26 protein-coding genes are annotated in these 24,114 nt (G+C 64.5%); 16 read left to right on the top strand and 10 right to left on the bottom strand.

The window, feature by feature from the left end; translation table 11 throughout:
• Positions 1-34 precede the first annotated feature (34 nt).
• The gene (locus SM755_RS01275; RefSeq protein ID WP_323171107.1) at positions 35-1,222 is read left to right on the top strand and encodes a DHHA1 domain-containing protein; all 1,188 of its coding nucleotides are present in this window, start codon (positions 35-37) and stop codon (positions 1,220-1,222) included.
• Between the two features lie 29 nt (positions 1,223-1,251).
• Here SM755_RS01275 and SM755_RS01270 read toward each other — a convergent pair whose 3' ends face one another.
• On the bottom strand, positions 1,252-2,316 hold the full coding sequence (locus tag SM755_RS01270) for a PfkB family carbohydrate kinase (RefSeq protein ID WP_323171106.1): 1,065 nt from the start codon (positions 2,314-2,316) through the stop codon (positions 1,252-1,254).
• 252 nt (positions 2,317-2,568) lie between these two features.
• Positions 2,569-2,739 (bottom strand): HVO_0758 family zinc finger protein, encoded by a 171-nt coding sequence (locus SM755_RS01265; protein ID WP_006664567.1) that lies wholly within the window; start codon positions 2,737-2,739, stop codon positions 2,569-2,571.
• 172 nt (positions 2,740-2,911) lie between these two features.
• On the opposite strand from SM755_RS01265, the gene SM755_RS01260 reads away from it, so the two are divergent.
• The 7 genes from SM755_RS01260 (at position 2,912) to SM755_RS01230 (ending at position 8,692) form a co-directional block, all read left to right on the top strand.
• On the top strand, positions 2,912-4,171 hold the full coding sequence (locus SM755_RS01260; protein ID WP_323171105.1) for a glycosyl transferase family 2: 1,260 nt from the start codon (positions 2,912-2,914) through the stop codon (positions 4,169-4,171).
• Positions 4,172-4,269: 98 nt separating this feature from the next.
• On the top strand, positions 4,270-4,761 hold the full coding sequence (locus SM755_RS01255; RefSeq protein ID WP_006664569.1) for a hypothetical protein: 492 nt from the start codon (positions 4,270-4,272) through the stop codon (positions 4,759-4,761).
• Between the two features lies 1 nt (position 4,762).
• The gene (locus SM755_RS01250) at positions 4,763-5,338 is read left to right on the top strand and encodes a CoA pyrophosphatase (protein ID WP_323171104.1); all 576 of its coding nucleotides are present in this window, start codon (positions 4,763-4,765) and stop codon (positions 5,336-5,338) included.
• Between the two features lie 244 nt (positions 5,339-5,582).
• Positions 5,583-6,371 carry a luciferase gene (locus SM755_RS01245; RefSeq protein ID WP_323171103.1) on the top strand — a complete coding sequence of 263 codons (789 nt, stop codon included), beginning with the start codon at positions 5,583-5,585 and terminating at the stop codon, positions 6,369-6,371.
• 63 nt (positions 6,372-6,434) lie between these two features.
• Entirely contained in the window at positions 6,435-7,199 is a 765-nt protein-coding gene (locus SM755_RS01240) for a creatininase family protein (RefSeq protein ID WP_323171102.1), read from the top strand.
• Positions 7,196-8,386 (top strand): FAD-binding oxidoreductase, encoded by a 1,191-nt coding sequence (locus SM755_RS01235; RefSeq protein ID WP_323171101.1) that lies wholly within the window; start codon positions 7,196-7,198, stop codon positions 8,384-8,386. Before SM755_RS01240 ends, SM755_RS01235 begins: the two co-directional genes overlap by 4 nt.
• Positions 8,387-8,449: 63 nt before the next feature.
• Positions 8,450-8,692, top strand: a complete 243-nt coding sequence (locus SM755_RS01230; protein ID WP_006664574.1) for an Lrp/AsnC family transcriptional regulator — start codon at positions 8,450-8,452, stop codon at positions 8,690-8,692.
• 166 nt (positions 8,693-8,858) lie between these two features.
• On the opposite strand, the gene tmk is transcribed toward SM755_RS01230, so the two are convergent.
• A complete protein-coding gene (tmk, locus tag SM755_RS01225; RefSeq protein WP_323171100.1) occupies positions 8,859-9,452 on the bottom strand; it encodes a dTMP kinase in 594 nt (197 codons plus the stop codon).
• 202 nt (positions 9,453-9,654) lie between these two features.
• Here tmk and SM755_RS01220 point away from each other — a divergent pair, with 202 nt between their 5' ends.
• From SM755_RS01220 to cofG, 4 genes are all read left to right on the top strand, one after another.
• Complete coding sequence (locus tag SM755_RS01220) at positions 9,655-10,584, top strand: complex I NDUFA9 subunit family protein (protein WP_323171099.1); 930 nt, start codon at positions 9,655-9,657, stop codon at positions 10,582-10,584.
• Between the two features lie 183 nt (positions 10,585-10,767).
• Positions 10,768-11,946: a tubulin/FtsZ family protein gene (locus tag SM755_RS01215; protein ID WP_006664577.1), complete on the top strand. Its 1,179-nt coding sequence runs from the start codon at positions 10,768-10,770 to the stop codon at positions 11,944-11,946.
• 237 nt (positions 11,947-12,183) lie between these two features.
• Positions 12,184-12,867 (top strand): 2-phospho-L-lactate guanylyltransferase, encoded by a 684-nt coding sequence (cofC, locus tag SM755_RS01210; protein ID WP_323171098.1) that lies wholly within the window; start codon positions 12,184-12,186, stop codon positions 12,865-12,867.
• Positions 12,868-12,969: 102 nt separating this feature from the next.
• Positions 12,970-14,166: a 7,8-didemethyl-8-hydroxy-5-deazariboflavin synthase subunit CofG gene (gene cofG, locus SM755_RS01205; RefSeq protein WP_323171097.1), complete on the top strand. Its 1,197-nt coding sequence runs from the start codon at positions 12,970-12,972 to the stop codon at positions 14,164-14,166.
• A 147-nt stretch (positions 14,167-14,313) separates the two neighbouring features.
• On the opposite strand, the gene SM755_RS01200 is transcribed toward cofG, so the two are convergent.
• From SM755_RS01200 to cofH, 3 genes are all read right to left on the bottom strand, one after another.
• Positions 14,314-15,348, bottom strand: coding sequence for a hypothetical protein (locus SM755_RS01200; protein ID WP_323171096.1), 1,035 nt, complete (start codon positions 15,346-15,348; stop codon positions 14,314-14,316).
• Positions 15,345-16,343: a S49 family peptidase gene (locus SM755_RS01195; RefSeq protein WP_323171095.1), complete on the bottom strand. Its 999-nt coding sequence runs from the start codon at positions 16,341-16,343 to the stop codon at positions 15,345-15,347. The genes SM755_RS01200 and SM755_RS01195 overlap by 4 nt, the downstream gene beginning before the upstream one ends.
• Before the next feature lie 383 nt (positions 16,344-16,726).
• Positions 16,727-18,100: a 7,8-didemethyl-8-hydroxy-5-deazariboflavin synthase subunit CofH gene (gene cofH / locus SM755_RS01190; protein ID WP_006664582.1), complete on the bottom strand. Its 1,374-nt coding sequence runs from the start codon at positions 18,098-18,100 to the stop codon at positions 16,727-16,729.
• Positions 18,101-18,310: 210 nt separating this feature from the next.
• Between cofH and SM755_RS01185 the strand changes: the two genes are divergently transcribed.
• Positions 18,311-19,330 carry a phosphoribosylaminoimidazolesuccinocarboxamide synthase gene (locus SM755_RS01185; protein WP_323171094.1) on the top strand — a complete coding sequence of 340 codons (1,020 nt, stop codon included), beginning with the start codon at positions 18,311-18,313 and terminating at the stop codon, positions 19,328-19,330.
• A 74-nt stretch (positions 19,331-19,404) separates the two neighbouring features.
• Positions 19,405-19,611, top strand: a complete 207-nt coding sequence (locus tag SM755_RS01180; RefSeq protein WP_323171093.1) for a hypothetical protein — start codon at positions 19,405-19,407, stop codon at positions 19,609-19,611.
• A gap of 196 nt (positions 19,612-19,807) precedes the next feature.
• Here the strand turns inward: SM755_RS01180 and SM755_RS01175 are convergent, their stop codons facing one another.
• The 3 genes from SM755_RS01175 to SM755_RS01165 all read right to left on the bottom strand — a co-directional run bounded on the left by SM755_RS01175 (position 19,808) and on the right by SM755_RS01165 (position 21,713).
• On the bottom strand, positions 19,808-19,981 hold the full coding sequence (locus SM755_RS01175; protein ID WP_006664586.1) for a hypothetical protein: 174 nt from the start codon (positions 19,979-19,981) through the stop codon (positions 19,808-19,810).
• A gap of 110 nt (positions 19,982-20,091) precedes the next feature.
• Positions 20,092-21,060 carry a formyltetrahydrofolate deformylase gene (locus tag SM755_RS01170; protein WP_323171865.1) on the bottom strand — a complete coding sequence of 323 codons (969 nt, stop codon included), beginning with the start codon at positions 21,058-21,060 and terminating at the stop codon, positions 20,092-20,094.
• Between the two features lie 152 nt (positions 21,061-21,212).
• Positions 21,213-21,713 carry an SHOCT domain-containing protein gene (locus SM755_RS01165; RefSeq protein ID WP_323171092.1) on the bottom strand — a complete coding sequence of 167 codons (501 nt, stop codon included), beginning with the start codon at positions 21,711-21,713 and terminating at the stop codon, positions 21,213-21,215.
• A gap of 185 nt (positions 21,714-21,898) precedes the next feature.
• Here SM755_RS01165 and purS point away from each other — a divergent pair, with 185 nt between their 5' ends.
• Together purS and purQ are read left to right on the top strand one after the other, a co-directional pair.
• Positions 21,899-22,150, top strand: coding sequence for a phosphoribosylformylglycinamidine synthase subunit PurS (gene purS, locus SM755_RS01160; protein WP_323171091.1), 252 nt, complete (start codon positions 21,899-21,901; stop codon positions 22,148-22,150).
• A gap of 59 nt (positions 22,151-22,209) precedes the next feature.
• Complete coding sequence (gene purQ / locus SM755_RS01155; protein ID WP_323171090.1) at positions 22,210-22,890, top strand: phosphoribosylformylglycinamidine synthase I; 681 nt, start codon at positions 22,210-22,212, stop codon at positions 22,888-22,890.
• A 37-nt stretch (positions 22,891-22,927) separates the two neighbouring features.
• Here the strand turns inward: purQ and SM755_RS01150 are convergent, their stop codons facing one another.
• Positions 22,928-24,028 (bottom strand): archaeosine biosynthesis radical SAM protein RaSEA, encoded by a 1,101-nt coding sequence (locus SM755_RS01150; protein WP_323171089.1) that lies wholly within the window; start codon positions 24,026-24,028, stop codon positions 22,928-22,930.
• Positions 24,029-24,114: the final 86 nt, after the last annotated feature.

Below are 24,114 nucleotides of genomic sequence, written 5' to 3'. Positions count from 1 at the left end.
GAAATTTCTTGGTTGTTGAATTTGAGTGTCCGGTATGGACTTCCAGGACGCCTCGGCGGACGTGGCGTTCGTCGAGGCGGAGCCGCTGGTCGCGGCCGTCGAGCGCGCCATCGACTCGGCACAGGCGCTCGACCCCCTCGTTCTCTCGCTCGTCGTCCTCGTAGCCGTCGGACTCGTCCTCGGTGGCTGGTGGTTCGTCCGCTGGGTTCGCCGTCCACCGGGCGTTCGATTCCAGTCCGTTCTTGCGGAGTACGACGACGTAACCGTCCTGATGCATCCGAACCCCGATCCGGACGCGATGGCGTGTGCGATGGCCGTCGATGCCATCGCCGACGCGGTCGACACGGACACGACGTTGCAGTTCCCCGGGGAGATCCGCCATCAGGAAAACCGCGCGTTCCGAACCGTTCTCGGCCTCGATCTCGATCAGATCGCCTCGAGTTCAGCGCTCGCGAGCGAGGCGGTCGTCCTCGTCGATCACAACACGGCGCGTGGCTTTACGGGTGCACAAACGGTCGAACCGGTCGCCGTTGTCGATCACCACCCCGGCAACGGGACCGGGACGAATTTTACCGACGTTCGAACGGACTACGGTGCCGCTGCGACCCTGCTAGTCGAGTACCTCGACGATCTCGGCGCTGGCACGGACGACGACACTGATCCCGACTTCTCGGCCGAACTCGCGACCGGACTCCTCTACGGCATCCAGTCCGATACGAACCACCTGACAAACGGCTGCTCGCGCGCCGAGTTCGAGGCCTGTGGAACCTTGTTCGGCGAACTCGACGAGGATCTGCTCGAACGGATCGCAAACCCGCAGGTGAGCGACGACGTGTTACAGATCAAGGCGACGGCAATCACCGAAAAGCGCGTCGAGGGTTCGTTTGCGGTCTGCGATGTCGGAGCGGTCTCGAACACCGACGCGATCCCGCAGGCGGCGGACGAACTCATGCAACTCGAGGGGGTTACTGCCGTCGTCGTCTACGGCGAGAACGACGGGACGATCCATCTCTCCGGGCGCTCGCGGGACGACCGCGTGCACATGGGTGAGACGTTGCGCTACGCGGTCAGCGACATTCCGATGGCCAACGCGGGCGGCCACGCGCGGATGGGCGGCGGCCAGCTCTCGGTCGAGCACATGCGCGGGCTTGGCCCCGCTGACGGCATCGACAAAACCGAATTCGAGGAGGAACTCTTTTCGGCACTGTCCGGCGAGCGGTAGCTCGTCCTTGCGGACGCAGCCGCGGTCAGTCACTGTCTCTCGCGATCCGCGAGAAACTCACGGAGCGCACCCGGCGTCGCCGTTTCTGCAGTCGCCACGAAGTGTGCAGCGCAGGCGTTGGCGAGTGCAAGCGCGAGTTCAGTCGACCAGCCCCGCGCCAGCGCACAGGCCAGTGCGCCGGAGAAGCGGTCACCTGCACCGGTCGTCCGTTTCGTCGTCGCCGTCTCGAGCATGTCGACGGAGACGACGCCGTCCGGCGTCGTCGCACGAGCTGCCTCGGGACCGTGGACGACGATGGTGTGAACGCCGAGTGCAGTTCGCGCCGCGGCGAGTCGATCGAGGTGTGACCGGTCGTCGTCGATATCGAGAACCGCAGCGACGCAGTCGAACTCCGTCGGATTGACGCTGCAAACGATATCGAGCGGGTCGACCGCGTCCGTCTCCGAGAGCGTTCGAAAGAACGCTGCAACGGCCGCCTCGTCGTGGACGCCGATCTCGCCGGGATCGACGACGATCGGGAAGGAGTCGGTCGAGGGCGGGTTCGACGCGAGTCGGTCGAAGACGTCGGTGAGGCCGCGGACTGAGACCCAGTTGACACAACAGAACGCGTCTGCGCGAATCAGGTCGGGCCAGTCGACGACAGCGTCGAGAGCGGCTATCGTCCAGTCGTCTGCCGGACCCGGCTCCGGAAGCAACACGTCGCCATCGCTGAACTCGAGAACGTTGATCGTCGCCGGCGTTCCCATCGAGTACGTTTCGAATCCGAGGTCGTCGAAGACGGGATGATCGAGGTGGCCGACGAGCGTCGCCCGCTCGCCGAGTTCGTGGATTTGCATCGCTGCGTTGGTCGCCTGGCCGCCGGGTCGGGTATCGGTCGGTGTGAGCGGGAACGTCGTCTCGCCGTCGGTGAGTCGTCGACCGAACGCGGCGGTCGTGTCGAGTAGTTTTCCCTGCGGATCCTCGAGGCTGTAGAAGTAGTCGACGCTGCCATCGGGAAGCGAAACGACGTGGATGCCGCTTTCGTCGCTCCCTCCACCATCGTCCTCGCTGTCGAAGGCGACCGAGAGTCGCTCGGAGAGTGCATCGTAGCTCACGCTACACCGTACCCCCGTTGACGACGAACGGCCCTAAAAGCAGTTTCCCGGCAGTCGCTCGCGCGCGATCACCGCTAGCCTAGCGACGGCGAACGGAACCCGCCGGAAGTCGAGAGAGTCGTGGTCGAAATCGGACTCCACAGCGACACCGAACTTGATCCGGGACCGGAAACGGGACTGGGACCGGAACCGAAACCAACTCCAATGAGACTGCACCGAACATCCCGAACTGCGATAGAACCGACCCAGTAGCTACCGGATCTCTTTCCACTCCGTATCACAATCTGGACAGATTCGAACCGTCTTGATCTGATCCGGATCGTTTTCGGTCTTCAACGGTTTCTCGCAATCGGCACAGACGAGCCGATCGTACGTGTCTTTGTCGAGTTTACCCTCGCGCAGCGCCTTCCGGACAGATTTCATGTTCACTACGTAGGAAGGTCTAGAAGAAAAAGACCAGGGCTTTGCGGGACCGTATCGAACGCCGTGAGTGGGGTAGTGGCCAGAGTTTCTGTAAAATAGAAAACATGATTGCTGAGAGCAGGTCTCAGCGAGAGTCGTGGACGTTTTATCGATTCGGCCGAACACCCTACCGATGGAGTACGTCCAGGAGCGGATCGCGACGCTCCACGATTTCCGCACCCAACCCACCCAACGGCCCCAGCGCACCCGTCGGGGACAGCGTGCGGAGACAGCGCGCGAGTCTGGGGAGACCGCTCCCGCTGGTGAGCGCGAGTACGAGCGCGAACACGACCGGCAACCCGAGTTCCCCACGGACGACCACCTGCGCGAGACCGCCATCGTCGTCCCCATGGCCGGGCGCGAACACGACAGCCCCGCCGCCGCCCGCGTCCTGGCCGAACTCGAGCGTCTCGACCCCGCGCCCGCCGCCGTCTTCGTGCCCGTCCGTGCGGACCCCGATCGGATCGAGCCGTTTCGCGAGTGGCTCGCCTCGTTTTCGCTGCCGATTCGGGTTCTCTGGTGTAACGCCCCCGCCGTCGAAGCCGTGCTCGCCGACGCCGGCCTTCCGAACGGCGAGGGAACGGGCAAGGGCCGCGACGTGTGGCTCGCGCTCGGACCCGCAGCCGAAGCCGCGGAGTTCATCGTGGTCCACGACGCCGACGCCCGGAGCTACGAGGCGACCCACGTCCGCCGGCTGATCGCGCCGCTGGCAATGAACCAGGAGTTCGAGTTCACCAAGGGCTACTACGCGCGCATCGAGCAGAACCGCCTCTACGGGCGGCTGTTTCGACTGTTTTATCGCCCGTTGCTTCGCGCAGTGGGCGACGAACACGACGCGGATGTGCTCTCATACCTCGACTCGTTCCGGTACGCGCTGGCCGGCGAGTTCGCGATGACTGCCGACCTTGCGCGTCGTCTCCGCGCGCCGCAGGCCTGGGGACTCGAAGTCGGTATTCTCGGTGACGCGTTCGAACACGCCGGCTTCGAGGGGAGCGCACAGGTCGACCTCGGGCGCCACGTCCACGATCACCGCGCAGTCGCGGGCGATACCGGACTCGAGGGGATGAGCCGTGAGGTCGCGGCGACGCTCTGTCGCGTCCTCGAGGAGGGTGGCGTCGAACTGAACTACGAGACGCTTCCCGAGCGCTACCTGGCCGCCGGCCGGCGACTGATCGACCAGTACCGCGCCGACGCCGCGTTCAATGAACTCGCGTACGATCCGGCGGCCGAACGAGACCAACTCGAGCGCTACGCCGACTCGATCGGGCCGCCCGGTCTCGACCGACGACTGCCGGAGTGGACGAACGCACCGGTCGAACCGGCGTCCGTTCTCGCCGCGTCTCAGCCGTGGCTCGACGACGCGACGCGACTCGAGACGAGCGCGGACGATTAGGGCGATCAACCACAATCGATCACTATCGACTCAGACGCCGCGCTGTGGCCGACTGACGGCTATCAATCTTTATCAGCGAACCACCCGTTACACCGCGTATGGATGCGACCGCCGACGAACTGGCCGGCGTCGTCGACCTCTTCGGCGGGTTGACGAGGACAGAACTCGACCGCGCCCTCTCGGAGGCCGCCTTCCGTGCGGACGGCCAGTCCGTCAACGAGACGGCACTCGAGGAGACGATCGACGGTGCACTCGCGTCGTTCGCACTCGTTCGCTCCCCGCCGACCGCCGTCACCGCTCCCTCGGAACCGACGGCACCCCTCCTGGTTGCCGGCCCGACGGCGTTTCCAACCGTTCCGGACCACGCCGAGGACGTTCCCCACATCCTCGACGTCGAGCGACGAGAACTCGACCGAACTGCACTCGGCGAGAGCGCCCGCGAACGGTTCGACGATGCAGTCGCGGAAGCCACCGAATCGGCCGACGAGGAGCGACTGTCACACCTGCTCGACGTGAGCTACGATCTCGAAGCCTGGGCACCGCTCGATTTAGCGCCCGCGCGCCGGACCATTTCGGAGGCGCTCGAGTGAGATGAGCCGGCGGCTCACCCTCGAACCGGTCGCCGCTCACGAACCCGTCGGGATCGACGACCAGCAGTTCAACGCCGCAGTACTCGCGCCGATTATCGACCGCAACGACGAGGACCACCTCCTGTTTACCCGCCGCGCCGACCACCTCGGCGACCACCCCGGGCAGATGAGCTTTCCCGGCGGCGGAGCCGAGTCGATCGACGACTCCATTCTCGATACCGCACTCCGCGAAGCCAACGAAGAGATCGGCCTCGACCCCACCGAAGCCGAACTCGTCGGCCAACTCGACGACATCCGCACGGTCAGCGAGTACGCGGTCACGCCGTTCGTCGCCCGCGTTCCGGACAGAGAGTACGAACGCGACGACAACGAAGTCGCCGAAATCGTGCTTCTGTCGCTGTCCGACCTGCTCGATCCGGATAACTACGAGTTCGAGCGACGCGATCACCCCTACTACGGCGATATCGTGGTCCACTACTTCCGCGTCGACGGCTACACCGTCTGGGGGGCCACGGGTCGGATTCTCGTCCAGTTACTCGAGTTGGCGACGCCGTTCGACGGGGCGTCGGACACCTGAGCGGCCCGCCGGTTCTCGAAAGATCCGCATCGAGCGTCAGGTTTTTGCACGCGCCGGACCCAGCACTCCTATGGTCGCACAGACGATGGGTCGAGTTCCGCACGGGCGATAACGACACCGTTTCCACAGACAGTTGTCGCCGCCGTCACCTGACCCGATTTCGATCCGATCGCGTTCAGTTGTACTGTTCTTGCCGTTTTCGAGACGAAGTACCCACTCCCAGCTCCATGCGAGGTGTCCATCGATGCTAACAACGAGTTCAGTTGCCCGCGCCGGCCTGGATGCGATCGCGCTCAAACCGGCCGAGTGTGCCGTCGAACGAGCGGCGTCGCTGCCGGTCGAGACGATCGCGATCGATTACGAGGGGCACGATCACGTCCCGGATCGGCGGACGCTCGAGGCGCTTTCGGCCGACGCGACGGTACGGCTGACGACGCCCGTTCGCGCCGATGGGTTCGACCCCCTGGGGGACGATTCGCTCGCCGCCGAACTCCCGGCGGGCGTCGAGCGCATCCTCGTCGCCGGCCACCCCGCCTACCTCACCGACGACGAGCGGAACCGCGCCGTCGCGCCCCGACTCGGCGCGGCGCTCGAAACGAACCCCGACTCCTGGGTCGGCACCGAGAGCGTCGAACGAATCGCAATGGCGACGGGCGCAACTCAGTACGATCTGCTCTCGCGAACGACGATGCGCGAGTTGCGGGCGCTTCGAGCTGCGACCTTCGACGGCGACATCGCAGTCTACGCGCCGACGGTGCTCGCGGACGAGGACGACGCAATCCTCGACGCCGTCGGGGACTACGTCGCTCGCCGGCGACCGGTCGCCGCGGCGCTCCCGGACGACGGGGACGAAGACATCACTGATTCGCGCGCGACGGGCCGAACTCGCGAGGTCCTGCTCGCCGCCGCCGAGGACTACGCGCTCGTCGGCACCGAAGCCGCGGTCCGCGAACAGACCGACGCGCTCCGCGAGGCCGGCGCGACGACTGTCGTCGGCTACCCCGCTCGCGAACTCGAGGCGTTCCTCGAGTAGGACCGCTATTTCTTCGAAACGAACGGCAGACGATATAAGTCACTCCGGCAACCAGAGGACGGCATGACACTGCTCGCCGAACGCACGACGACCAACGCTGCCGACGAACTCGGGTCAGCCGAGGTCGCCGTGCTACCGACTGGGAGCACCGAACAGCACGGGCCGGCGTTACCGCTCGGGATGGACTTCATGGCCGCCGAGGCGTTCGCCCGTTCCGCAACCGATCGCGAGGATACCGTAGTCCTCCCGACGATTCCGGTCGGCGTCAGCGGCCACCACCGACAGTTCGACGGCACGCTGTACGTCTCCGCACCGACGTTCGAACGCTACATCGAGGAAACGGTCGCGAGCCTCGCCGAGCACGGCGTTCGCAAGACCGTCGTGGTCAATGGCCACGGTGGCAACACGGACGCGCTCCGACGGGTCGCACGGACCCTGCGAAACGAGGAAACGGCGTTCGCACCCCCCTGGAACTGGTGGGACAGCGTCGACGACCTCGCGGCCGACCTGTTCGACGAGGACGGCGGTCACGCCGACGCGATGGAGTCGAGCCTGCTCTGGCACCTCCGCGAGGACCTCGTTCGGCCGGACGAGTTCGCGGCCGCGGAAGCGGGGGCGAGCGACTCCTGGGGCGAGTTCAGCCACGGTGCGCCGGTCGGCTTCGATACGATCGACTTCTCGGAGAGCGGGGCGGTCGGCCGGCCGACCCAGGCCGACCCCGAGAAGGGTGCGGCGTTGTTCGAGGCCGGGCGCGATCACCTTGACGCGCTGCTCGACTGGCTCGTGGCGCGACCGCTCGCGGACTGCTGGCCGCGTGATCACAAATGAGCGACGAAACCGAACTCGCCGTCGGTGCCGATGCCTTCACCGACCAGGGTGCGGGGCTTTCGGTCGCTGTCGTCGGTGCGGGAGCCGTCGGTGCGACCGCAGCCTACGATCTGGCGCGCGAGGGCGCGGACGTAACGCTGTACGACCGCGGCGGCGTCGCACACGGCTCGAGCGGCCGCGCGGCCGGCATCTGTTATGACGCCTTCGCGGACTCGCTCGACGCCGAAATCGCAAGCGATGCGATCGAACGCTTCCGGGCGCTCTCGGGCAACGACACGTTCCCCTTCGTCGAGTGTCCCTACGTCTGGCTCGCCTGCGAAGGGGACGACCGGCGTGCCGACGCCATCCGCGACCAGGTCGAACGGATGCAAGCGCAAGGCGTCGTCGCCGTCACGATGGACAGCGCTGAACTCGCAGACCGGTTCCCGACCGTGCGGGCCGACGACGTGGCCGTCGCGGGCGTCGCCGGCGGCGCGGGGTACACGGATCCCGGCCAATACACCGCCTGTCTCGCCGCCGCAGCAACTGGGGCGGGCGCGACGCTCGAGACCGACACGCCCGTCAGCATCCGAACTGACCCATCCCAAATCGTCCGCGAAGACGGGACCGTCGACGAGTTCGACGCGGTCCTCGTGACCGCCGGCGCGCACACGAAGCGACTCCTCGCGGATGCCGGCATCTCGATCGCCATGAAACCCTACCGCGTCCAGGCGCTCGTCGCGAGCTGCGACCACCCGGAGCCGACGTGTTACGACGCTAGCGACGGGTTCTACCTCCGCCCGCACCCGGAGGGGCTGCTCGCCGGCGACGGCACCGAGGAGTGGGAGGCCGACCCGGACGACTACGACCGGGACGCAAATCCCGAGTTCGCGTCGGACCTGCTCGATCGCGTACGCCATCGATTGCCCAATGCCGACGTTGAACTCGAGCGGGCCTGGGCCGGACTCTGTACGGCGACGCCGGACCGCGATCCGCTGGTCGGGCAACTAACGGACGGACTGTACGTCGCAACCGGCTTCCAGGGTCACGGCTTTATGCGCGCGCCGGCGATCGGTCAGCGGCTCGCCCGACAGGTGCTCGGCGACGACGGTGGCGACGGCATCGACGCCTTCGATCCGACTCGATTCGACGGCGACGAAGCGTTCGACGTGGTCGAGGGGATGACCGTCCCGGACGAGTTCGACTGACGCCCGTGCCGTCCGGTGAGGCAAAGGCTTTAGTCGTGCGGGAGTGTACCACACCGGCGAACGATGGTCCACGCGTTTATCATGGTCAAGACGGCGGCCGGCAAGTCGGAGGGGCTGCTCTCACAGGTGACCGCGCTCGAGTCGGTCGCGAACGCCCACATCGTCGCGGGCAACTACGACATTATCGTCGAGATCGATGCCCCGGAAGTCTACGACGTTCTCAAGGCCGTCTCCTCGGATATTCAGGGTCTCGAGGGCGTGACCGACACGAAGACCTACATCGCGATGGACCGGAACGACGGGTAACGCTGCCCTGGTACTGCTCTGATACTACCCTGACCCTGCACTCGGCTACCGATCGGCGCGCTTCTGTTTCCGAACTCGACGCCGGCTGTCCGAGCGGTTGTGAATCGGCCGGGTGTACTGTGAGTTCAGCGTTCAGTACTCAGTGTTCGCGTTCAGCACTCAGCGTTCAGCGGTCAACGGTGGCCGCGAGTACGTCACGCACGTCCTCGAGAACCGCGGCTGGTGATTGGGCGGCGTCGATACGGACGAACCGGTCGTCGTATCGTTCGCACAGCCGTTCGTAGTTCTCCCGGACCGCGGTGAGGTAGTCGACGCGTTCGAACTTGTTCGTCGAGCCGGCGCGTCGGGCGGCCGTCTCGGGATCGAGGTCGAGATAGAGTGTCAGGTCGGGTTCGACCGAGAACGCGTCGTGGATGTCGATAACGTACTCGAGGGGGTTCTCGACGCGCTCGGTCTCCGCGAGCGTCGCCCCCTGGTAGGCGAATCGGGAGTCGGCGTAGCGATCGGAGACGACGAGTTCGCCGCGCTCGAGGGCTGGTTCGATCTTTCGGGAGAGGTGGTCGGCGTGATCGGCAGTGTAGAGGAAGAGTTCGGCGAGCGAGTCGGCGTCGTCGTCTTCGATCGATCGGTAGACGGCGTCGCCGTACCAGGAGTCGTTGGTGGGTTCGCGGGTGAAGACGGCGTCGGGGTGGGATTTCTGCAGGGCCTCCCAGACCGTCGTTTTGCCGCTCCCGTCGAGTCCCTCGAGCGTGACGAGCATGCTCGCACGTCGTCGGGTGAGGTATTACAATCTGTCGAGTGGCCGTTGTCGACTGCGCGAGCGGTGACGACGTTCGTGTTTGTTGTCACGGTTGAATGGGGCCCGTACCTGCTGTCACGAGTAAATAGCTTTCTCGTACCGACGGCCACGGTGACTCTCCGCGGCAACTACTTATTTGGGGAATCGAGTGCATGTCTCACCTATGCAGGTCCTCGTCGCCGGCGGCACCGGCTTCATCGGCACGCACCTCTGTACCGAACTCGCCGAACGCGGCCACGAGGTCACGGCGTTGTCCCGAAACCCGACGGCCGAAGACGCCGACGAACTCCCCGACGAGGTCGACCTGTCGACGGGCGACGTGAGCGCCTACGATTCGATCGTCGACGCCGTCGCGGGCCACGACGCCATCGCCAACCTCGTCGCCCTCTCCCCGCTCTACCAGCCCCCCGGCGGGACCGACCACGAGACGGTCCATCTCGGCGGCACGGAAAACCTGGTTCGAGCGGCCGAGGAACACGGCGTCGATCGATTCCTCCAGCTCAGCGCCCTCGGTGCCGATCCCGACGGGCCGACGGCGTATATTCGCACCAAGGGCCGCGCCGAGTCGATCGTCCGCGAAGCGGCACTGAGTTGGACGATCGTCCGTCCCGCAGTCGTCTTCGGCGACGGCGGCGAGTTCCTTTCCTTCGCAAAACAACTCACGACACCGTACCTGACCGGGCTTCCCGGCGGCGGGAAGACGCGCTTTCAGCCGATCTGGGTCGGCGACTTCGCACCGCTTCTCGCCGATGCGCTCGTAGACGACACCCACGTCGGACGCACGTACGAGCTCGGCGGTCCGCAAGTCGTCACCCTGGCCGACGCGACCGAACTCGTCTACGAGGCGGACGGTCGACCGGTGACGATCCTCCCGATACCGATGGCGCTCACGAAGCTCGGACTCACCGCCGCCGACCCGCTGCCGTTCGTTCCGTTCGGAGCAGACCAGGCGCGCTCGCTCGAGTTCGATAACACCGTCGCGGAGAACGACGTGCAGGCGTTCGGCGTCGAACCAGCCGATCTGTTGACGCTCGGTGCGTATCTTGGCGTGCGAGATGGGACGCCGCGCGAGAGGAGTCGACCGCTCGCCTAATCGGCCGCTGTCTATGTCTCAAGTTACCGACTTATATCTATTGGCTGTTGAGTAGATGTTTCTTCAAACCCGCCTCAGTCTATCGATTTATGGCGATATAGAATTATGCAAGAAATTCACTTCATAGAAAGACTTATAGTCCTAATCGCTCTGGTCCAAATCAACGGAGCCCCCTGACAAAGTATGAAGCTGGCGATGATCGGATTTGGACAGGCCGGTGGCAAAATCGTCGATCGATTCCTCGATTACGACGATCGGACTAACAGCGGTATCGTCCGTGCGGCGATCGCTGTAAACTCCGCGAAGGCGGATCTGATGGGTCTCGAACGGATTCCACAGGACAATCGCGTTCTCATCGGTCAGGCCCGTGTCAAGGGCCACGGCGTTGGAGCGGACAACGAACTCGGCGCGGAAATCGCCGAAGAAGACATCGACGAAGTGCAAAACGCGATCGACTCGATTCCGACCCACGAGGTCGACGCGTTCCTGATCGTCTCCGGCATGGGTGGTGGGACCGGCTCTGGCGGTGCGCCAGTTCTTGCGAAGCATCTCCAGCGGATCTATACGATTCCCGTCTACGGTCTCGGCGTTCTCCCCGGCACGGACGAGGGCGGCATCTACACGCTTAACGCGGCGCGCTCGTTCCAGACCTTCGTTCGCGAGGTCGACAACCTGCTCGTCTTCGACAACGACTCCTGGCGACAGACCGGCGAGTCCGTCGAAGGCGGCTACGAACAGATCAACGAGGAGATCGTCCGCCGGTTCGGGCTCCTGTTCGGTGCCGGCGAAGTCGCCGGCGATCAGGAAGTCGCAGAGAGCGTCGTCGACTCCTCCGAGATCATCAACACGCTCTCGGGCGGGGGCGTCTCGACCGTCGGCTTCGCGAGCGAGGAGGTCGAACTCAACACCAGCGGCGGACTGCTCTCCCGGTTCACCGGCGACGGAGCCAGCGACGAGGGACTCGACGCCGCAAACACGACCAACCGGATCACCAGTCTCGTTCGCAAGGCCGCCCTCGGTCGACTCACGCTCCCCTGTGAGATAGAGGGCACCGAACGCGCGCTACTCGTCCTCGGCGGCCCCTCGGAGTACTTAAACCGAAAAGGCATCGAGCGCGGGCGCAAGTGGCTCGAAGAGGAAACCGGCAGCATGGAAGTCCGCGGTGGCGACTACCCGCGCGAAAAACCGGAAGTCGCCGCAGCGATCCTGCTCTCGGGCGTCACGAACGTCCCCCGGATCAAACGTCTCCAGCAGGTCGCCATCGAGGCCCAGGACAACATGGACGACATCCAGGCCGAAAGCGAAGAGAACCTCGAAGAACTCGTCGAGGACGACGAGGACGAACTCGAGCCGTTGTTCTGACGGATCAAGTTCACCGACCGCTACCGAACTGAACTCGCGAGGACCGGTTCGGAACCGCAGCTGGTTCGACTACTCGCAACGAATGCACGTGCTGTAGCGCCTCTCTCGTGTCGTTTCCGGGTGTTCGTGACGGGGGCCACGAACGAAACGGACGAACGAGTCCCTGAGTGACATGGGGTATGATCCCAACCCGGGAGTTCGACGTGTTTTTGGATGCCTGTTTCTAACCACTGATAAATGCAGGTCGTCGTCCCGTTCGCTGCCGAGACGCCGAAGACGCGTCTCAGCACGATACTCGCTCCCGGCGAGCGACGCAGTGTGGCCAGAGCCATGCTCGCGGACGTTCTCGGTGCAATCGTCGAGGCCGACGCAGAACTCGAGCCGCTGATCCTGTCGACGGCACCGATCGAACTCGACGAGTATGACGAGTTCACCGACCGTGCACCACGCCCGGCCGTCGCGGTCGACGACCGGCCGTTAACCGAGGCAGTGAACGCCCATCTCGCGGCGACGGCGGAGCCCGTCGCGATCGTTATGGCGGATCTGGCGCTTGCAACCCCCGAAGCGATTACGGACGTCGTCGAGACGCCGGGAGATGTCGTCATCGCGCCCGGACGCGGCGGCGGAACGAACGCGCTCGTGGTTCGCCACCCGGAGTTCAGAGTGGACTATCACGGAGCCTCGTATCGCGACCACCGAGCGCGCGCCCGGGAAGTCGGCGCGACGATCGAGACGGTCGACTCGTTTCGGCTGGGAACGGATATCGACGAACCGGCGGATCTGGCCGAGGTATTGCTCCACGGTCGCGGACGGACAGCGACGACGCTCCGGGAGTGGGGATTCGAACTCGAGACGAGCGACGGGCGGGTCGGCGTCGACCGCTCGGCTGCCGATTCGGCGTCCGATTCCTGCGAAAACTGACCGCGGATCGACCGCAACCGACTGCGGATTGCCCGAGGCGGATCGACGAGGATACCGCTCGAAGTGAAACGCTTTAGGGCGGCGCAACGACACACCGAGGTAATGATTCCCGGGGCGGCGGAGTACGATGTCGAACTCACGATCGACGAGGCGGCGATCACCGACCTGCTGGCTGTCGAACCCGATCACGTCGGACCGCCGTCGGAGCTGAGTTTCTCGCGGAACGTCTTCGTCCCGCTGACGACGGCGTGTCGGTACACCTGCACCTACTGTACGTACTTCGATCCGCCGGGACAGGCCTCCCTGCTCTCGCTCGAGGAGGTTCGGGACATCTGCAAACGGGGAGCCGACGCCGGCTGTACCGAGGCGCTGTTCACCTTCGGCGACGATCCCGACGACCGCTACACCGAGATCCACGACCAGCTCGATGCATGGGGCTACGACTCGATTCACACCTACCTGCGAGCGGCCTGCGAGGTCGCCCTGGAGGAGGGGCTGCTCCCGCACGCGAATCCCGGCGACCAGACCCGCGAGCAGCTGGCGACGGTCGCCGACGTCAACGCCAGCATGGGCGTGATGCTCGAAACGACCGCCGACGTCGATGCCCACGGCGGCCCCCGACAGAAGGAACCGGGTCAACGCCTGCGGACGATCGCGAACGCAGGCGAGCTCGACGTGGCGTTTACAACCGGCATCCTCGTCGGCATCGGCGAGGACTGGCACGACCGCGCCGAGAGCCTGCTCGCCATCCGCGAGCTGCACGAGCGGTACGATCACATTCAAGAGGTTATCATCCAACCCGTCGTGAGCAACGAGCGCTGGCGCGACGGCTCCCCCGACCTCGAAACGATGCGCCGCGTCACGGCGATGGCGCGGGTCGCCCTCCCCAAGGAGATCTCCGTGCAGGTCCCGCCGAACCTCACGGCCGCCCGCGAACTCGTCGACTGCGGCGTCGACGACCTCGGCGGCGTCTCTCCCGTCACCGATGACCACATCAACCCCGACTACACCTGGCCGGCGCTCCGAGAACTCGAGGATATCGCCGCCGACGCCGGCCTTCCACTTTGCGAACGGCTCCCGGTATACGAGCGATTCCTGCCGGCCGACCTGCGCACCGACGAGTTCAGCGGCGTGCCAGCGGCGGGAACCGGTGGGAATGGAGCCGGCGCTGAACCGGAGACACGCGAGTGGCTCTCACCGCGGATTCGGGCGGCGCTGACGGCGGACGATGCCGGCGGACGGCGGTATCGATCGGTGCTTCGGGGTGAGGCGACGATTTCGACGACAACGGACGACTGATTCTACCGGACGAATCCGTTACACACAGATCGCACTCGGACGGCCGTCGTCACGAGCGATGAGCTGTGAGACGCGACCGAGAAGTCAGTGACTGCTGTCCGGCAAGATGAGTGTCTGTGACTAAAAACGCGAAGGGGAGTGACGTATTCAGGGCGTGATCATCGTGCCGTCAGTCTGTCCCGTTCCGGTCTGCCCACCGGCCGCTCCCTGTCCGCCGGTTGCGCCGTCGGGGACACTCGGCTCGCCCGGCGTCTTCTCGCCGCCGACGAGGAATTCCAGAAGGTTTCCGATGAAGACTTCGTTATCCGCGATGGTGGCAGTCTCCGAGGACATAAAGCCCGTGTCACCGACCGCGACCGCGTTATCGCTTCGGACGGCGACGCCGAACTCGCCCGAGTGGCGGCTCTCCTCGTGTTCGGCCGTTTCGCTCGTTGTCAAGAGCGTCTCTCCATCGGAGACGACCGCCGTTGGGCTATCGAGAACGACCCGGTCGACGCCGTCCGTCAGGGCCGTCTCCGACGCCGACGTCACATCGATCGTCCGATAGTTCGAGCCGACGGAGTTCATGTCGTAGAGGGAGCCGGTATCGTAGGCGATCCCGAGCGGCGACGTGACCGCGGCGAACTCGCCCTGGCCGGGTTCGGCACCACTGGCATCGCCGAGCAGGTCGCCGACGGCAGTGCTCACGTCACCGCCGCTCGGTCCGGCAGCGAACATGACGCGGCCGCCGGCGTCGGCGAACTCCGTGACGGCGTCGGCCTCGCCTGCCGTGTACCGCTGGGTCGGCTCCGCGACGATGAACGCGTCCGCATCCTGCAAGTCACTCCTGAGCGCAGCGTCCGGGCTGTCGGCGAACTGACCGGCACCTTCGTGGTAGGTGACGGTGTGTCCGGCCGCGGTCAGCGCCGAGACGACCGGCTGTAAATCCGCCTCCGAGACACCGTTTCCGTGAGCTACGTCGATCAGCACCGTCTTCGACCCGGTCGAACTGAACTCGATCTCGCCGCTCTGGTCGAGTTCATCGACGGCGGTCGCGTTCGGCTGGAAATGGGGCTGGTCGACGGTCGGTTTCGCCGTCTGTCCCTGGTCGGTCACGACGCCGGCGGCGGTGACGGCGGCGACGGTGAGGAGGACGACGGTGACGAACAGCGCGAGTCGCGAGCGGAGCGGGCCTGCACTCATGGCGAGGCACCTCCCTGTGGGGCCTCCAGTGATGGTGTCGGTCCTGCCGCATCGGATGCGGTGCGTTCGCCACCGGTCTCGGCGATGACGGTCTCGCCGTCGACGCTCCCCCAGAGCGCGAGGAACGCGGGTGTGGACACGTCACCGTACTGGCCGAACGTCTGCGGGTGGTGGTGCGGCCCGGTTGCAGCGGTTTCGCCGCCGCTGTCGTCGCCCTCGAGGAGGATCCCGGTGCCGAGAGACGAACTCCGTTCCATCGTGACGGTTTCGTAGTCGCCGAGTCCGGCGCGATCCGCGGCCTCGCCCACCGCGACTTCGGTATCGCCGATTTCGTCTGCGAGCCCGTTGTCGACGGCCTCGGTACCGGTGTAGACCTTCGCGTAGGAGAGTTCGGTTTCGGAAAGCGAGAGGTCGTCGCCGCGGTGTTCGAGGACCGAGCCGAGGAACGTCTGTTTCATCAGCTCGGTCTGTTCTTTGACCTGCGTCTCGCTCATTGTACCCTTGTCGGGACCGGTCCTGATCTCGTTCGTGGCTGAGCTATCGGTGTAGGTTGCGCGGACGCCGATGCTGCCGACGGTCGAACTCGGGGAGACGTAGATGTCGTCCGTCGGGGCGCTCATGTAGTACGCACCGGAGGCACCCATCGATTGGATGCTGGCGATGACGGGCATTTCTTCGGCGGTGCGCTCGACGGCGAGATAGAGGCGTTCGCTCGCGGTAACGCCGCCACCGGGGCTATCGATCTCGAGAACGACCGCGTCGATCGACCCGTTCTCGCGGGCCGTCTCGAGATCGGCTGCGATTTCGTCGGCGGATGCCTCGGTAATCGACTGGTCGACTTCGATGACCGCAACGGAGCCATCCGGGCCGCTCGTGGCCCCCCAGGCGATCGGCGCGACCGCAGCGCCGACGAGGAGGGCAGCGACGACGACGGTCACGTACGACCGTGCGATCGTCCCGAGTAGCTCTCGGACGGCAGTGAGTATTCCTGTCATTTCAGTGTGGATGACTCTCGTTACTGAATATATAAAAATTCCTTGTTTTTATATGTAGTAATTTATAGATAGAAGCGCTGCTATCGGGGAGAGTGACCGTCCGACGGCCACCCACCGGTTCGTCACGACTGCCGATCCGACTCCCCCAGTCGTCGCTGGCAGCTAGTCCGTCGAACGCTGGTATAAAAGACCCCGCCGAGCGTTTTCCACTCCTGAAACTTCACCGTTCGACCGTCCACCAGAAATCTACCACTCAATCGGCTGCCAGAAACCCACCGCTCAATCGTCCGCGAGAAACCCGCCGCTCAGTCGTCCGCTAGAAATCCGCCGCTCAGTCGTCCGCTAGAAATCCGCCGCTCAGTCGTCCGCTAGAAATCCGCCGCTCAGTCGTCCGCCGAAACCGGTCGCTCTCCGCCGGCAAGCAACGGCGTTCCGTCGGCCTTCGGCCCGAGTTCAGGACCGAACGACGAGGCGGCCGGATCGACCACCCGCCGCGTCTCGTAGTCCGTCGACCGCTCGACCGGCACCCGTCCGATCGAAGAGATCAACTCGACGTAGTCGGCGACCGATCTGAACTCGCCGAACTCGCCGCCGGCCCGCTTCGTGATCTCCTCGGAGAGGATCGTCCCCATGAAGTCGTCTGCGCCGCAGTGAAGCATCTTGAGTCCGGCCTCGTCGCCGTACTTGACCCACGAGGACTGGATGTGGTCGATGTTATCGAGGAAGAGCCGCGAGACGGCGATCATGAGTTCGTCTTCGGCCTGGGAGGCACCACTGTCGACCACGTCGTGTTCGAACAGCGGCGTGTTCTGGTGGATAAACGAGAGCGGGACGAACTCCGTGATCGCGCCGTCGACGCGCTCCTGGAGTTCGCGAACTCGCTTGAGGTGCATCGCACGGTGGGCCTCGTTCTCGACGTGACCGTACATGATCGTCGCCGTGAGGCCGAGGCCGACGTTCGCCGCGGCCTCCATCGCTTCGAGCCAGCCGTCGGTGGTGATCTTTCCCGGGCAGATCACGTCTCGCACTTCATCGACGAGGATTTCGGCGGCGGTCCCGGGAACAGTGTCGAGGCCGGCCTCGGCGAGTCGGCCGTACACGTCCTCGTAGGACCAGTCCGTTCCGCGCTTGGCGTGGTATCCCTCTTCCGGCGTCATCGAGTGGACGTGGACGCCGTCGACGCTCATCGCCTCGAGTTGCGCCGCGTAGGTTCCGGGGTCGGTGTCGTAGCGCTCGGGCGGCTTGTAGTTGATTTCCTTGGGATTCGGATGGGCGTCGAGGATTTCGCGGTGTTCCTCGTCGAGCGCGAACGCCGGGTGAAGCCCGGAGACGGACGTGACCTCGTAGATCCCGCGCGAAACGGCGTCTGCGACGATCTCTCGTGATTCTTCGGGCGTCTTCGTAAAGCCCGCCGTCTGGACCGCCGTCTCGCGTTCGAACGTGTGTGCGGCGTCCTTGAAGTTACAGAACAGACAGCCCACGTTACAGGCCGTCGTGACGTTGTTGTTCAGATTCGCGACGAAGGTTACTTCCTCGCCGACGACGTCCGCTCGACGGTGATCCGCCGCCTCGAGCACCCGTTCCTTGCGCGCGTCGTCGATACCGTCGGTATCCGTCCCTGTCGTGAGCAACTCGATCGCGTCGTCGACCGTCAGTCGCTCACCTGTCCGTGCCTTCTCGAGTGCGTTCTCGAACGCCTGGTCGGTCTCGGGAACGTGCTCGAACGTGAGATCAGCCTCGGTCACCGGGCGCTCCATCGAGGTAACGATACGCACACAGCGAGAAAAACGTGATGGAACCGGTCAACCCGCCGGCGAACTGACCCCCTTCTTCCGTCACTCGACGCCTCTCGCCGCTTTTCGCCTCGGACGGCTGGCAAGCGATATTGAAACCTTCTTGACCCACCGTCCCGGCAACTGAGGTATGGACGACGGTGACCGGCTCCATGCCCGTACGAGGTGGCGAGCGTGACGAGCGTTAAAGAGTTCCAGATCGACGACGCGGCAACCGATACCGAACTCGGCCGCGGGTCGTTCGTCTTCACCGACGACTACTCCGTCTTCGACTGGGGGAAGATGCCCGATCAAATCCCCGAAAAGGGCGCGAGTCTCTGTACGATGGGCGCGTTTAACTTCGAGCTGCTCGAATCCGAGGGCGTCCCGACACACTACCGCGGTGTTGTCGAGAACGGCGAGGTCGTCTCGCTCGAGGACGCCTCTCGCCCGCCCTGGCAGATGGCCATCGATCTCACCCAGGTTCCCGACCTCCCGAACGACGGTCGCGAATACGACTACGACCACTACCACGACGCCGCCGGCACGAACTACCTCATCCCGCTCGAAATCGTCTTCCGCAACGAGGTCCCGGTCGGCTCCAGCCTTCGCAGCCGTACCGAGCCGTCCGATCACGGCCTCGCGTTCGACACCTGGCCCGACGACCCCGTCGACCTCGACGACCCGATCGTCGAGTTCTCCACGAAGTACGAGGAAAGTGACCGCTACCTCGACCGCGCGGAAGCCGACGCCATCGCCGGCCGCGCCGACATCGACGCGCTCGCTGAACTCGCACGCGAGGCCAACCGGATCATCACCGACCAGGCTGACTCGGCCGGACTCGACCACCAGGACGGCAAAATCGAGTGTCTCTACTACGACGGAGAGATTCGCGTTGCAGACGTCGTCGGCACGTTCGACGAGAACCGGTTTAGCTACGAGGGCACGCAACTTTCGAAGGAAGTGCTCCGCCAGTACCACAAGCGCACCCAGCCGGAGTGGGTGCAGGCCGTCGAGACTGCAAAGGCCGAGGCAAAACGGGACGGCGTCGCCGACTGGAAGGCACTGTGCACTCGTGAGCCGGAATCGCTCGACGACGGTGTCCTCGAAACTGCCCGAGATATGTACTGTGCAGGTGCAAACACCTACACTGGACAGGAACTCTTCGATGCCCCGCCGCTCTCGTCGGCAATCGGTGCCGTCCGCCGGCTGTAACTCGCCGCGGTCGGCATCTCGGTACAGAAAGTAACGCTCATATTCGACGGGTCCCGAGTGCAGCACGACCTCACATGACGGTTCCCACGAGTATCGTTTCGAGTATCGTCCCGTTTGACCCTGTTATCGGGTTCACTATCGTCGCTGGCGTTATGCTGACTGTCTTCGTCGCGACCATGGTCGTCCTCGCGTTGGCTCCGGTCGTCTCCAATACGTGGACGGATCGAGTTGTCTCGTCCGCACAGGGCGGGCCCTCCATCGAGCCGACGGACGCGGATTGAGTGTCTCGGAGTCCGATCGTATCGGTAGTTGTTTTTCGTTAGCGGTGTCGAAGTCGCAGTCGCAGTCGCTGTCGTCGATAGCACGTAGTTATAAGTAAAATCGTTTTTCACAGCCGCTGTCTGTGATCTCGAGTTCAGTCAGCAAACACCGGACCCGGCAGCGTCAGAGCGAGTGTCGGTCGTCGTTCAAATGACCCTATCGCCACGCCTCGAGCGGTTCGGCGTCGGGTTCAGCGATCGAGAGCCAGGCTTCATCCCGCGAAATATCGGCGATGATATAGTGTGGCTCGCCGTCGAACTCGTCGATTGCGGCGACGACATCGCAATCGAGAGCCCGTTGCCGGCCGACCGGCTCCGTTCCGGGAGACATAGTATCAAATCTGTCCGTCGAGTAGATGAACGTTTCGGAAAGTAGGTGGGCGGACTCGAATTCGGAAACTAGAATTCAAAATTCCCGAACGATCCGCTACTGCGTGTCGGTCAGGATTCGTGGGTGCCAGAGTGGTCGTCTGCGACTGCGCTGCCGATGCCGTCGACGGGGCGGTCAGGGGTGACATCGTCGATTTTCGATGGCAGGCCAAGCTGGTACCCGGTTCCGTTCTCGCGGACCGTCGTTCGGCCGCGGTGGACGGAGACATCGCCGTTGAGGTGGAGTTTGACCGCTTCGAGGAGGGCGTCGGCTTCGAGCGGCTGGCCGCGTCGTTTCATCTCCTCGATGTCGGCGTCGTCGGGCACGTCGAAGGCGCGCTGGGTGATGATCGGTCCCTGATCGAGGTCCGTCGTGACGTAGTGGGCGGTCACACCGGCGACGCGGACGCCCTCTTCGACAGCCTGACGGTAGGCCTCTGCACCGGGGAACGCGGGCAGCAACGAGGGGTGGACGTTGATAATCCGGTCCTCGTAGCGGAAGACGACGTTCGGACTCAGGATGCGCATGTAGCGCGCCAGAACGATGAGGTCGGCGTCGTACTCCGCGAGGAGGTCGATGAGTTGCTCCTCGTTTTGCTGGCCTTTCTCGTCGCCGATGTCGTGGAACGGGACCCCGTAGTGCTCGGCGAGCGGCTGGAGATCGTCGTGATTGCCGATGACGACCCCGATGTCGGCACCGAGTTCGTCGTTGGCCCAGGCTTCGAACAGGGCCTCGAGACAGTGGCTCTCCTTCGTCCCGAGGACGGCGATCTCCTGGGTCTCGCGGTCTGCGGGGAAGCGTACCTGCACGTCGAGGCCGAGGTCGTCGCCGAGGTCGTGAAGATCCTCCCGAAGCGTCGCCTCCGTACAGACCATCTCGCTCGTATCGACGGCGAGGGACATCCGGAAGACGCCGTCTCGAACCGCCTGATCGAGGTCCTCGATGTTGATCCCGCGCTCGAACAGAAGGCTCGTCACCCGGGCGACGAGCCCGGTGTCGTCGTCTCCGATCACCGTAATTTCGGTCACGTCGGTCGTCATCGTGGCCACCTCCGCTCGAGCGTACGTCGGGACATCAGTATCAGTACGCATCTCAGTCCACGGGCGGCTAAAAGTCCTGCTTTCCACGTCTGCCTCTGTGAGAGATTCGATACCACCATTGCGGTCTCACGAGGGAGGGACCGCTATCGGCGTCACTCGATCGACCGCTCGGGGTCGGGACTGAGATTGGGGTCACGGTCGCGAGTAGCGTCGATCCCGTCCTCCCGGGCAGTGCCACCATCGCGTTCGGCCGCAGAATCGAACGGAGGGCGGCCGCGATCGCCTTGCCGGGACTGATCAGCGAGGTACCGAGCGGCATCGGTCTCGGTCTCCGTCTCGACGAGAGTCTCGAGTTTCCGCTCGAACTCGGCGTCCGAGAGGTCGCCGCTTGCGTACCGCGCTCGCAGCGTTTCGAGGGAATCGGCAGACGTGTCGTTCGGTTTCGACTTGTCGACTGAACTCGTCACTTCGTCGGCCAATGCCGTCGTGATCTGTCCGAGCAGGTTGCCGCCGAAAATGAACGCAAAGATAATGACGACGATCGCGAGGCCGACATCGATCACGGCCAGTGTAAGCAGGCCCAGGGAAAGCACCAGTGAGGCGAGGGTGCACGCAAGCGTGGAAACGTGGATCACCGGCCGACCCGAGGTCATACGTTTGTCTTCCCCTTCCAAACAAAAAAGATAGGCGTTTCAACACGATAGCGATTTCTCGTTCCTCTCCCAGAAGCCAGACTCGCTGTGACTGCTCGGCACCCTCGCTACAATACCTATCCACAAACGTGGATTACGTAGCGAAGCCGAAAGCGTTTTTGAGCACGGTTACGGGGTTTCAGGTGATGACCGCCTACACCGCCACGGTGACGGTTCGACTCAAACACGGCGTCCTCGATCCCGAGGCCGAAACCACCAAACAGGCCCTCGAACGGCTCGGTTTCGAACTCGAAGCGCTGCGCTCGGCCGATCGCTTCGAAGTCGACCTCGAAGCCGACTCGATCGCGGCAGCCCGCGAACGCGCGGAGGACATGGCGGAACGACTGCTCGCGAACCCGACCATCCACGATTACGACGTGGAGGTCGACGAACGGTAGATGTCCGTCCCAATCACGCTGCTCGAACCCGTGGGTCGCGCCACGTCGAGGTGGCGACTGTGACGGTCTCGATCATCCGCTTTGGCGGTTCGAACTGCGACCGCGACGCCGAACGCGCGCTCACGCACCTCGGTATCGACGCCGAAATCGTCTGGCACGAGGACGGTCTCCCCGAAGACACGACCGGTATCGTCCTCCCCGGCGGCTTCTCCTACGGCGACTACCTCCGCGCCGGCGCGATGGCCGCCCGCTCCCCGATCGTGTCCGCGGTCCGCGAGGCCGCCGCCGACGGCACGCCCGTCCTCGGCGTCTGCAACGGCGCACAGATCGGCTGCGAGACCGGCCTCACCGACGGCGCGTTCACGACCAACGAGAGCGCCCGCTTCCAGTGTGAACACGTCCACCTCCGCGTCGAACGCGACGACACCCCCTGGACCGCCGCCTACGACGAGGGCGACGTCATCGAGATCCCCATCGCCCACGGTGAAGGCCGCTACGAGATCAGCGAGCAGCGACTGACTGAACTCGAGGACGACGACCGCGTGCTCTTTCGGTACTGCGACGCAAACGGTGAACCGAGCGTCGACGCGAATCCGAACGGATCGAAGCACAACATCGCGGGCATCCTCGGAGAGCGCGAGACGGTCGCCGTCTTGATGCCACATCCGGAGCGCGCGACGTTGCCCGATGTCGGCCCGACGGACGGACAGGGTGTGCTGCGCGGCTTCGAGACTGCATAGAAAGGGAACGATCAGACGTAATTTCAGTACGTAGCACTTAGCGCGTCAGCGGCTGGTTGAAACTCCGCTCGCGCTCCATCACGACTTCCCAGGTCCGCTCACACTCACAGGAGACCTGCTCGAAGACGCTGGGGTCCTGTCGGAGGTCGAAGTCCTTGATCGCCTTCTGTACGAGGTCATCACACTCCTGGCAGTTGTGTGGCCCGCGGTCGGAGCCGTGACCGACCGGGTCCGAGACGACGATTGCGTCTACGTCGGCGGTTTTCTCGAGCACGTGTGCGACCGACCAGAGCCACGGCGGCCGGTAGCCGTCGTCGAAGTAGAGTTCGTCGACCATCGTGTAGCGCTGGACGTTACAGGGATTCATCGAAACGGTGTGACAGCCCTCGACGGCGGCGCAGCGTTCGATGGACGAAATCATATCAGCGGCGGCTTCGGATTCGGTGAGAAACGGCGGCTTCATCAGGAGATAGGCTTTGATGCCGGCGTCTGCCTCGCCGTCTGCGTCCTCGTCGGCGAGGGCGGCTTCCGCGCAGGCGTCCTCGAAGTCCGCGAAGTCGAAGTACTTGTTCACGCAGTCATGGCGCACGCGATCGGTCGCCGTCTCGAGTCCGATCGCAACGTCGGTGTCGATGCCGTGCTGGGTGAACTCGCCGATCTTCTCGCGGTCGACGAAGTCCGGGAGCGATTCGACGACGATCCGTTCACGGTCGGCGAAGGTGTCGGCGATGGCGCGGCGCGTCTTTGCACCGACTTCGCGTTCATCGAGGAAGGATCCGGAGGTGTAGATCTTGATGAGCTGGGCCGGCTCGTCCCCGTTTTCTTGCTCGTGCTCGAGACAGACGTCGATCTGGTTCATCAGGGCCTCGTGGCTGACGCTACCGCCGTCGACGCTCTCGGCGACGTAGCCGCACATGGTACAGCCGCCGGCGCGCGCCCAGCGACAGCCGCCGGTGTTGAGAATGATGGTCAGGCTCTGTTTGACGCCGTCGGGCGTGTTGTCCTCGTCGAGCCAGACGCGGGTCGGTTCGTGGGGGTCGTAGCTCGCCTCCTTGCGCGAGCGGATCTCCCGCATTACCTGGTTGTGGGCGTCCATGCCCTTGCCCTGCTCGTAGACCTCGGGCGTGGGTTGACTCATTGGGCGGACAAAGCGGGCCAGCGCCTAAAGCGCCTTCGTCTGTGCCGTCCAGTCTTCTCGTCCCTCCCTCGCACCCCGCTATAAAC

Origin of the sequence: Natrialba sp. PRR66, from assembly GCF_034808065.1 — an archaeon.
GTDB classification, from domain to species: domain Archaea; phylum Halobacteriota; class Halobacteria; order Halobacteriales; family Natrialbaceae; genus Natrialba; species Natrialba aegyptia.
This window is presented reverse-complemented; position numbering and strand designations above follow the sequence as displayed.

Coding starts and splice junctions, on each gene's coding strand:
- SM755_RS01215 (WP_006664577.1), top strand. CDS start 10,768: ATGAAGCTGGCGATGATCGGATTTGGACAGGCCGGTGGCAAAATCGTC.
- SM755_RS01175 (WP_006664586.1), bottom strand. CDS start 19,981: ATGTCTCCCGGAACGGAGCCGGTCGGCCGGCAACGGGCTCTCGATTGC.
- SM755_RS01260 (WP_323171105.1), top strand. CDS start 2,912: ATGGAGTACGTCCAGGAGCGGATCGCGACGCTCCACGATTTCCGCACC.
- SM755_RS01265 (WP_006664567.1), bottom strand. CDS start 2,739: ATGAAATCTGTCCGGAAGGCGCTGCGCGAGGGTAAACTCGACAAAGAC.
- SM755_RS01150 (WP_323171089.1), bottom strand. CDS start 24,028: ATGAGTCAACCCACGCCCGAGGTCTACGAGCAGGGCAAGGGCATGGAC.
- SM755_RS01245 (WP_323171103.1), top strand. CDS start 5,583: ATGCTAACAACGAGTTCAGTTGCCCGCGCCGGCCTGGATGCGATCGCG.
- SM755_RS01240 (WP_323171102.1), top strand. CDS start 6,435: ATGACACTGCTCGCCGAACGCACGACGACCAACGCTGCCGACGAACTC.
- SM755_RS01255 (WP_006664569.1), top strand. CDS start 4,270: ATGGATGCGACCGCCGACGAACTGGCCGGCGTCGTCGACCTCTTCGGC.
- SM755_RS01165 (WP_323171092.1), bottom strand. CDS start 21,713: ATGACCTCGGGTCGGCCGGTGATCCACGTTTCCACGCTTGCGTGCACC.
- tmk (WP_323171100.1), bottom strand. CDS start 9,452: ATGCTCGTCACGCTCGAGGGACTCGACGGGAGCGGCAAAACGACGGTC.
- SM755_RS01195 (WP_323171095.1), bottom strand. CDS start 16,343: ATGACAGGAATACTCACTGCCGTCCGAGAGCTACTCGGGACGATCGCA.
- cofH (WP_006664582.1), bottom strand. CDS start 18,100: ATGGAGCGCCCGGTGACCGAGGCTGATCTCACGTTCGAGCACGTTCCC.
- SM755_RS01200 (WP_323171096.1), bottom strand. CDS start 15,348: ATGAGTGCAGGCCCGCTCCGCTCGCGACTCGCGCTGTTCGTCACCGTC.
- purS (WP_323171091.1), top strand. CDS start 21,899: ATGACCGCCTACACCGCCACGGTGACGGTTCGACTCAAACACGGCGTC.
- cofG (WP_323171097.1), top strand. CDS start 12,970: ATGATTCCCGGGGCGGCGGAGTACGATGTCGAACTCACGATCGACGAG.
- SM755_RS01180 (WP_323171093.1), top strand. CDS start 19,405: ATGACGGTTCCCACGAGTATCGTTTCGAGTATCGTCCCGTTTGACCCT.
- cofC (WP_323171098.1), top strand. CDS start 12,184: ATGCAGGTCGTCGTCCCGTTCGCTGCCGAGACGCCGAAGACGCGTCTC.
- SM755_RS01170 (WP_323171865.1), bottom strand. CDS start 21,060: ATGACGACCGACGTGACCGAAATTACGGTGATCGGAGACGACGACACC.
- SM755_RS01220 (WP_323171099.1), top strand. CDS start 9,655: ATGCAGGTCCTCGTCGCCGGCGGCACCGGCTTCATCGGCACGCACCTC.
- SM755_RS01275 (WP_323171107.1), top strand. CDS start 35: ATGGACTTCCAGGACGCCTCGGCGGACGTGGCGTTCGTCGAGGCGGAG.
- SM755_RS01235 (WP_323171101.1), top strand. CDS start 7,196: ATGAGCGACGAAACCGAACTCGCCGTCGGTGCCGATGCCTTCACCGAC.
- SM755_RS01250 (WP_323171104.1), top strand. CDS start 4,763: ATGAGCCGGCGGCTCACCCTCGAACCGGTCGCCGCTCACGAACCCGTC.
- SM755_RS01230 (WP_006664574.1), top strand. CDS start 8,450: ATGGTCCACGCGTTTATCATGGTCAAGACGGCGGCCGGCAAGTCGGAG.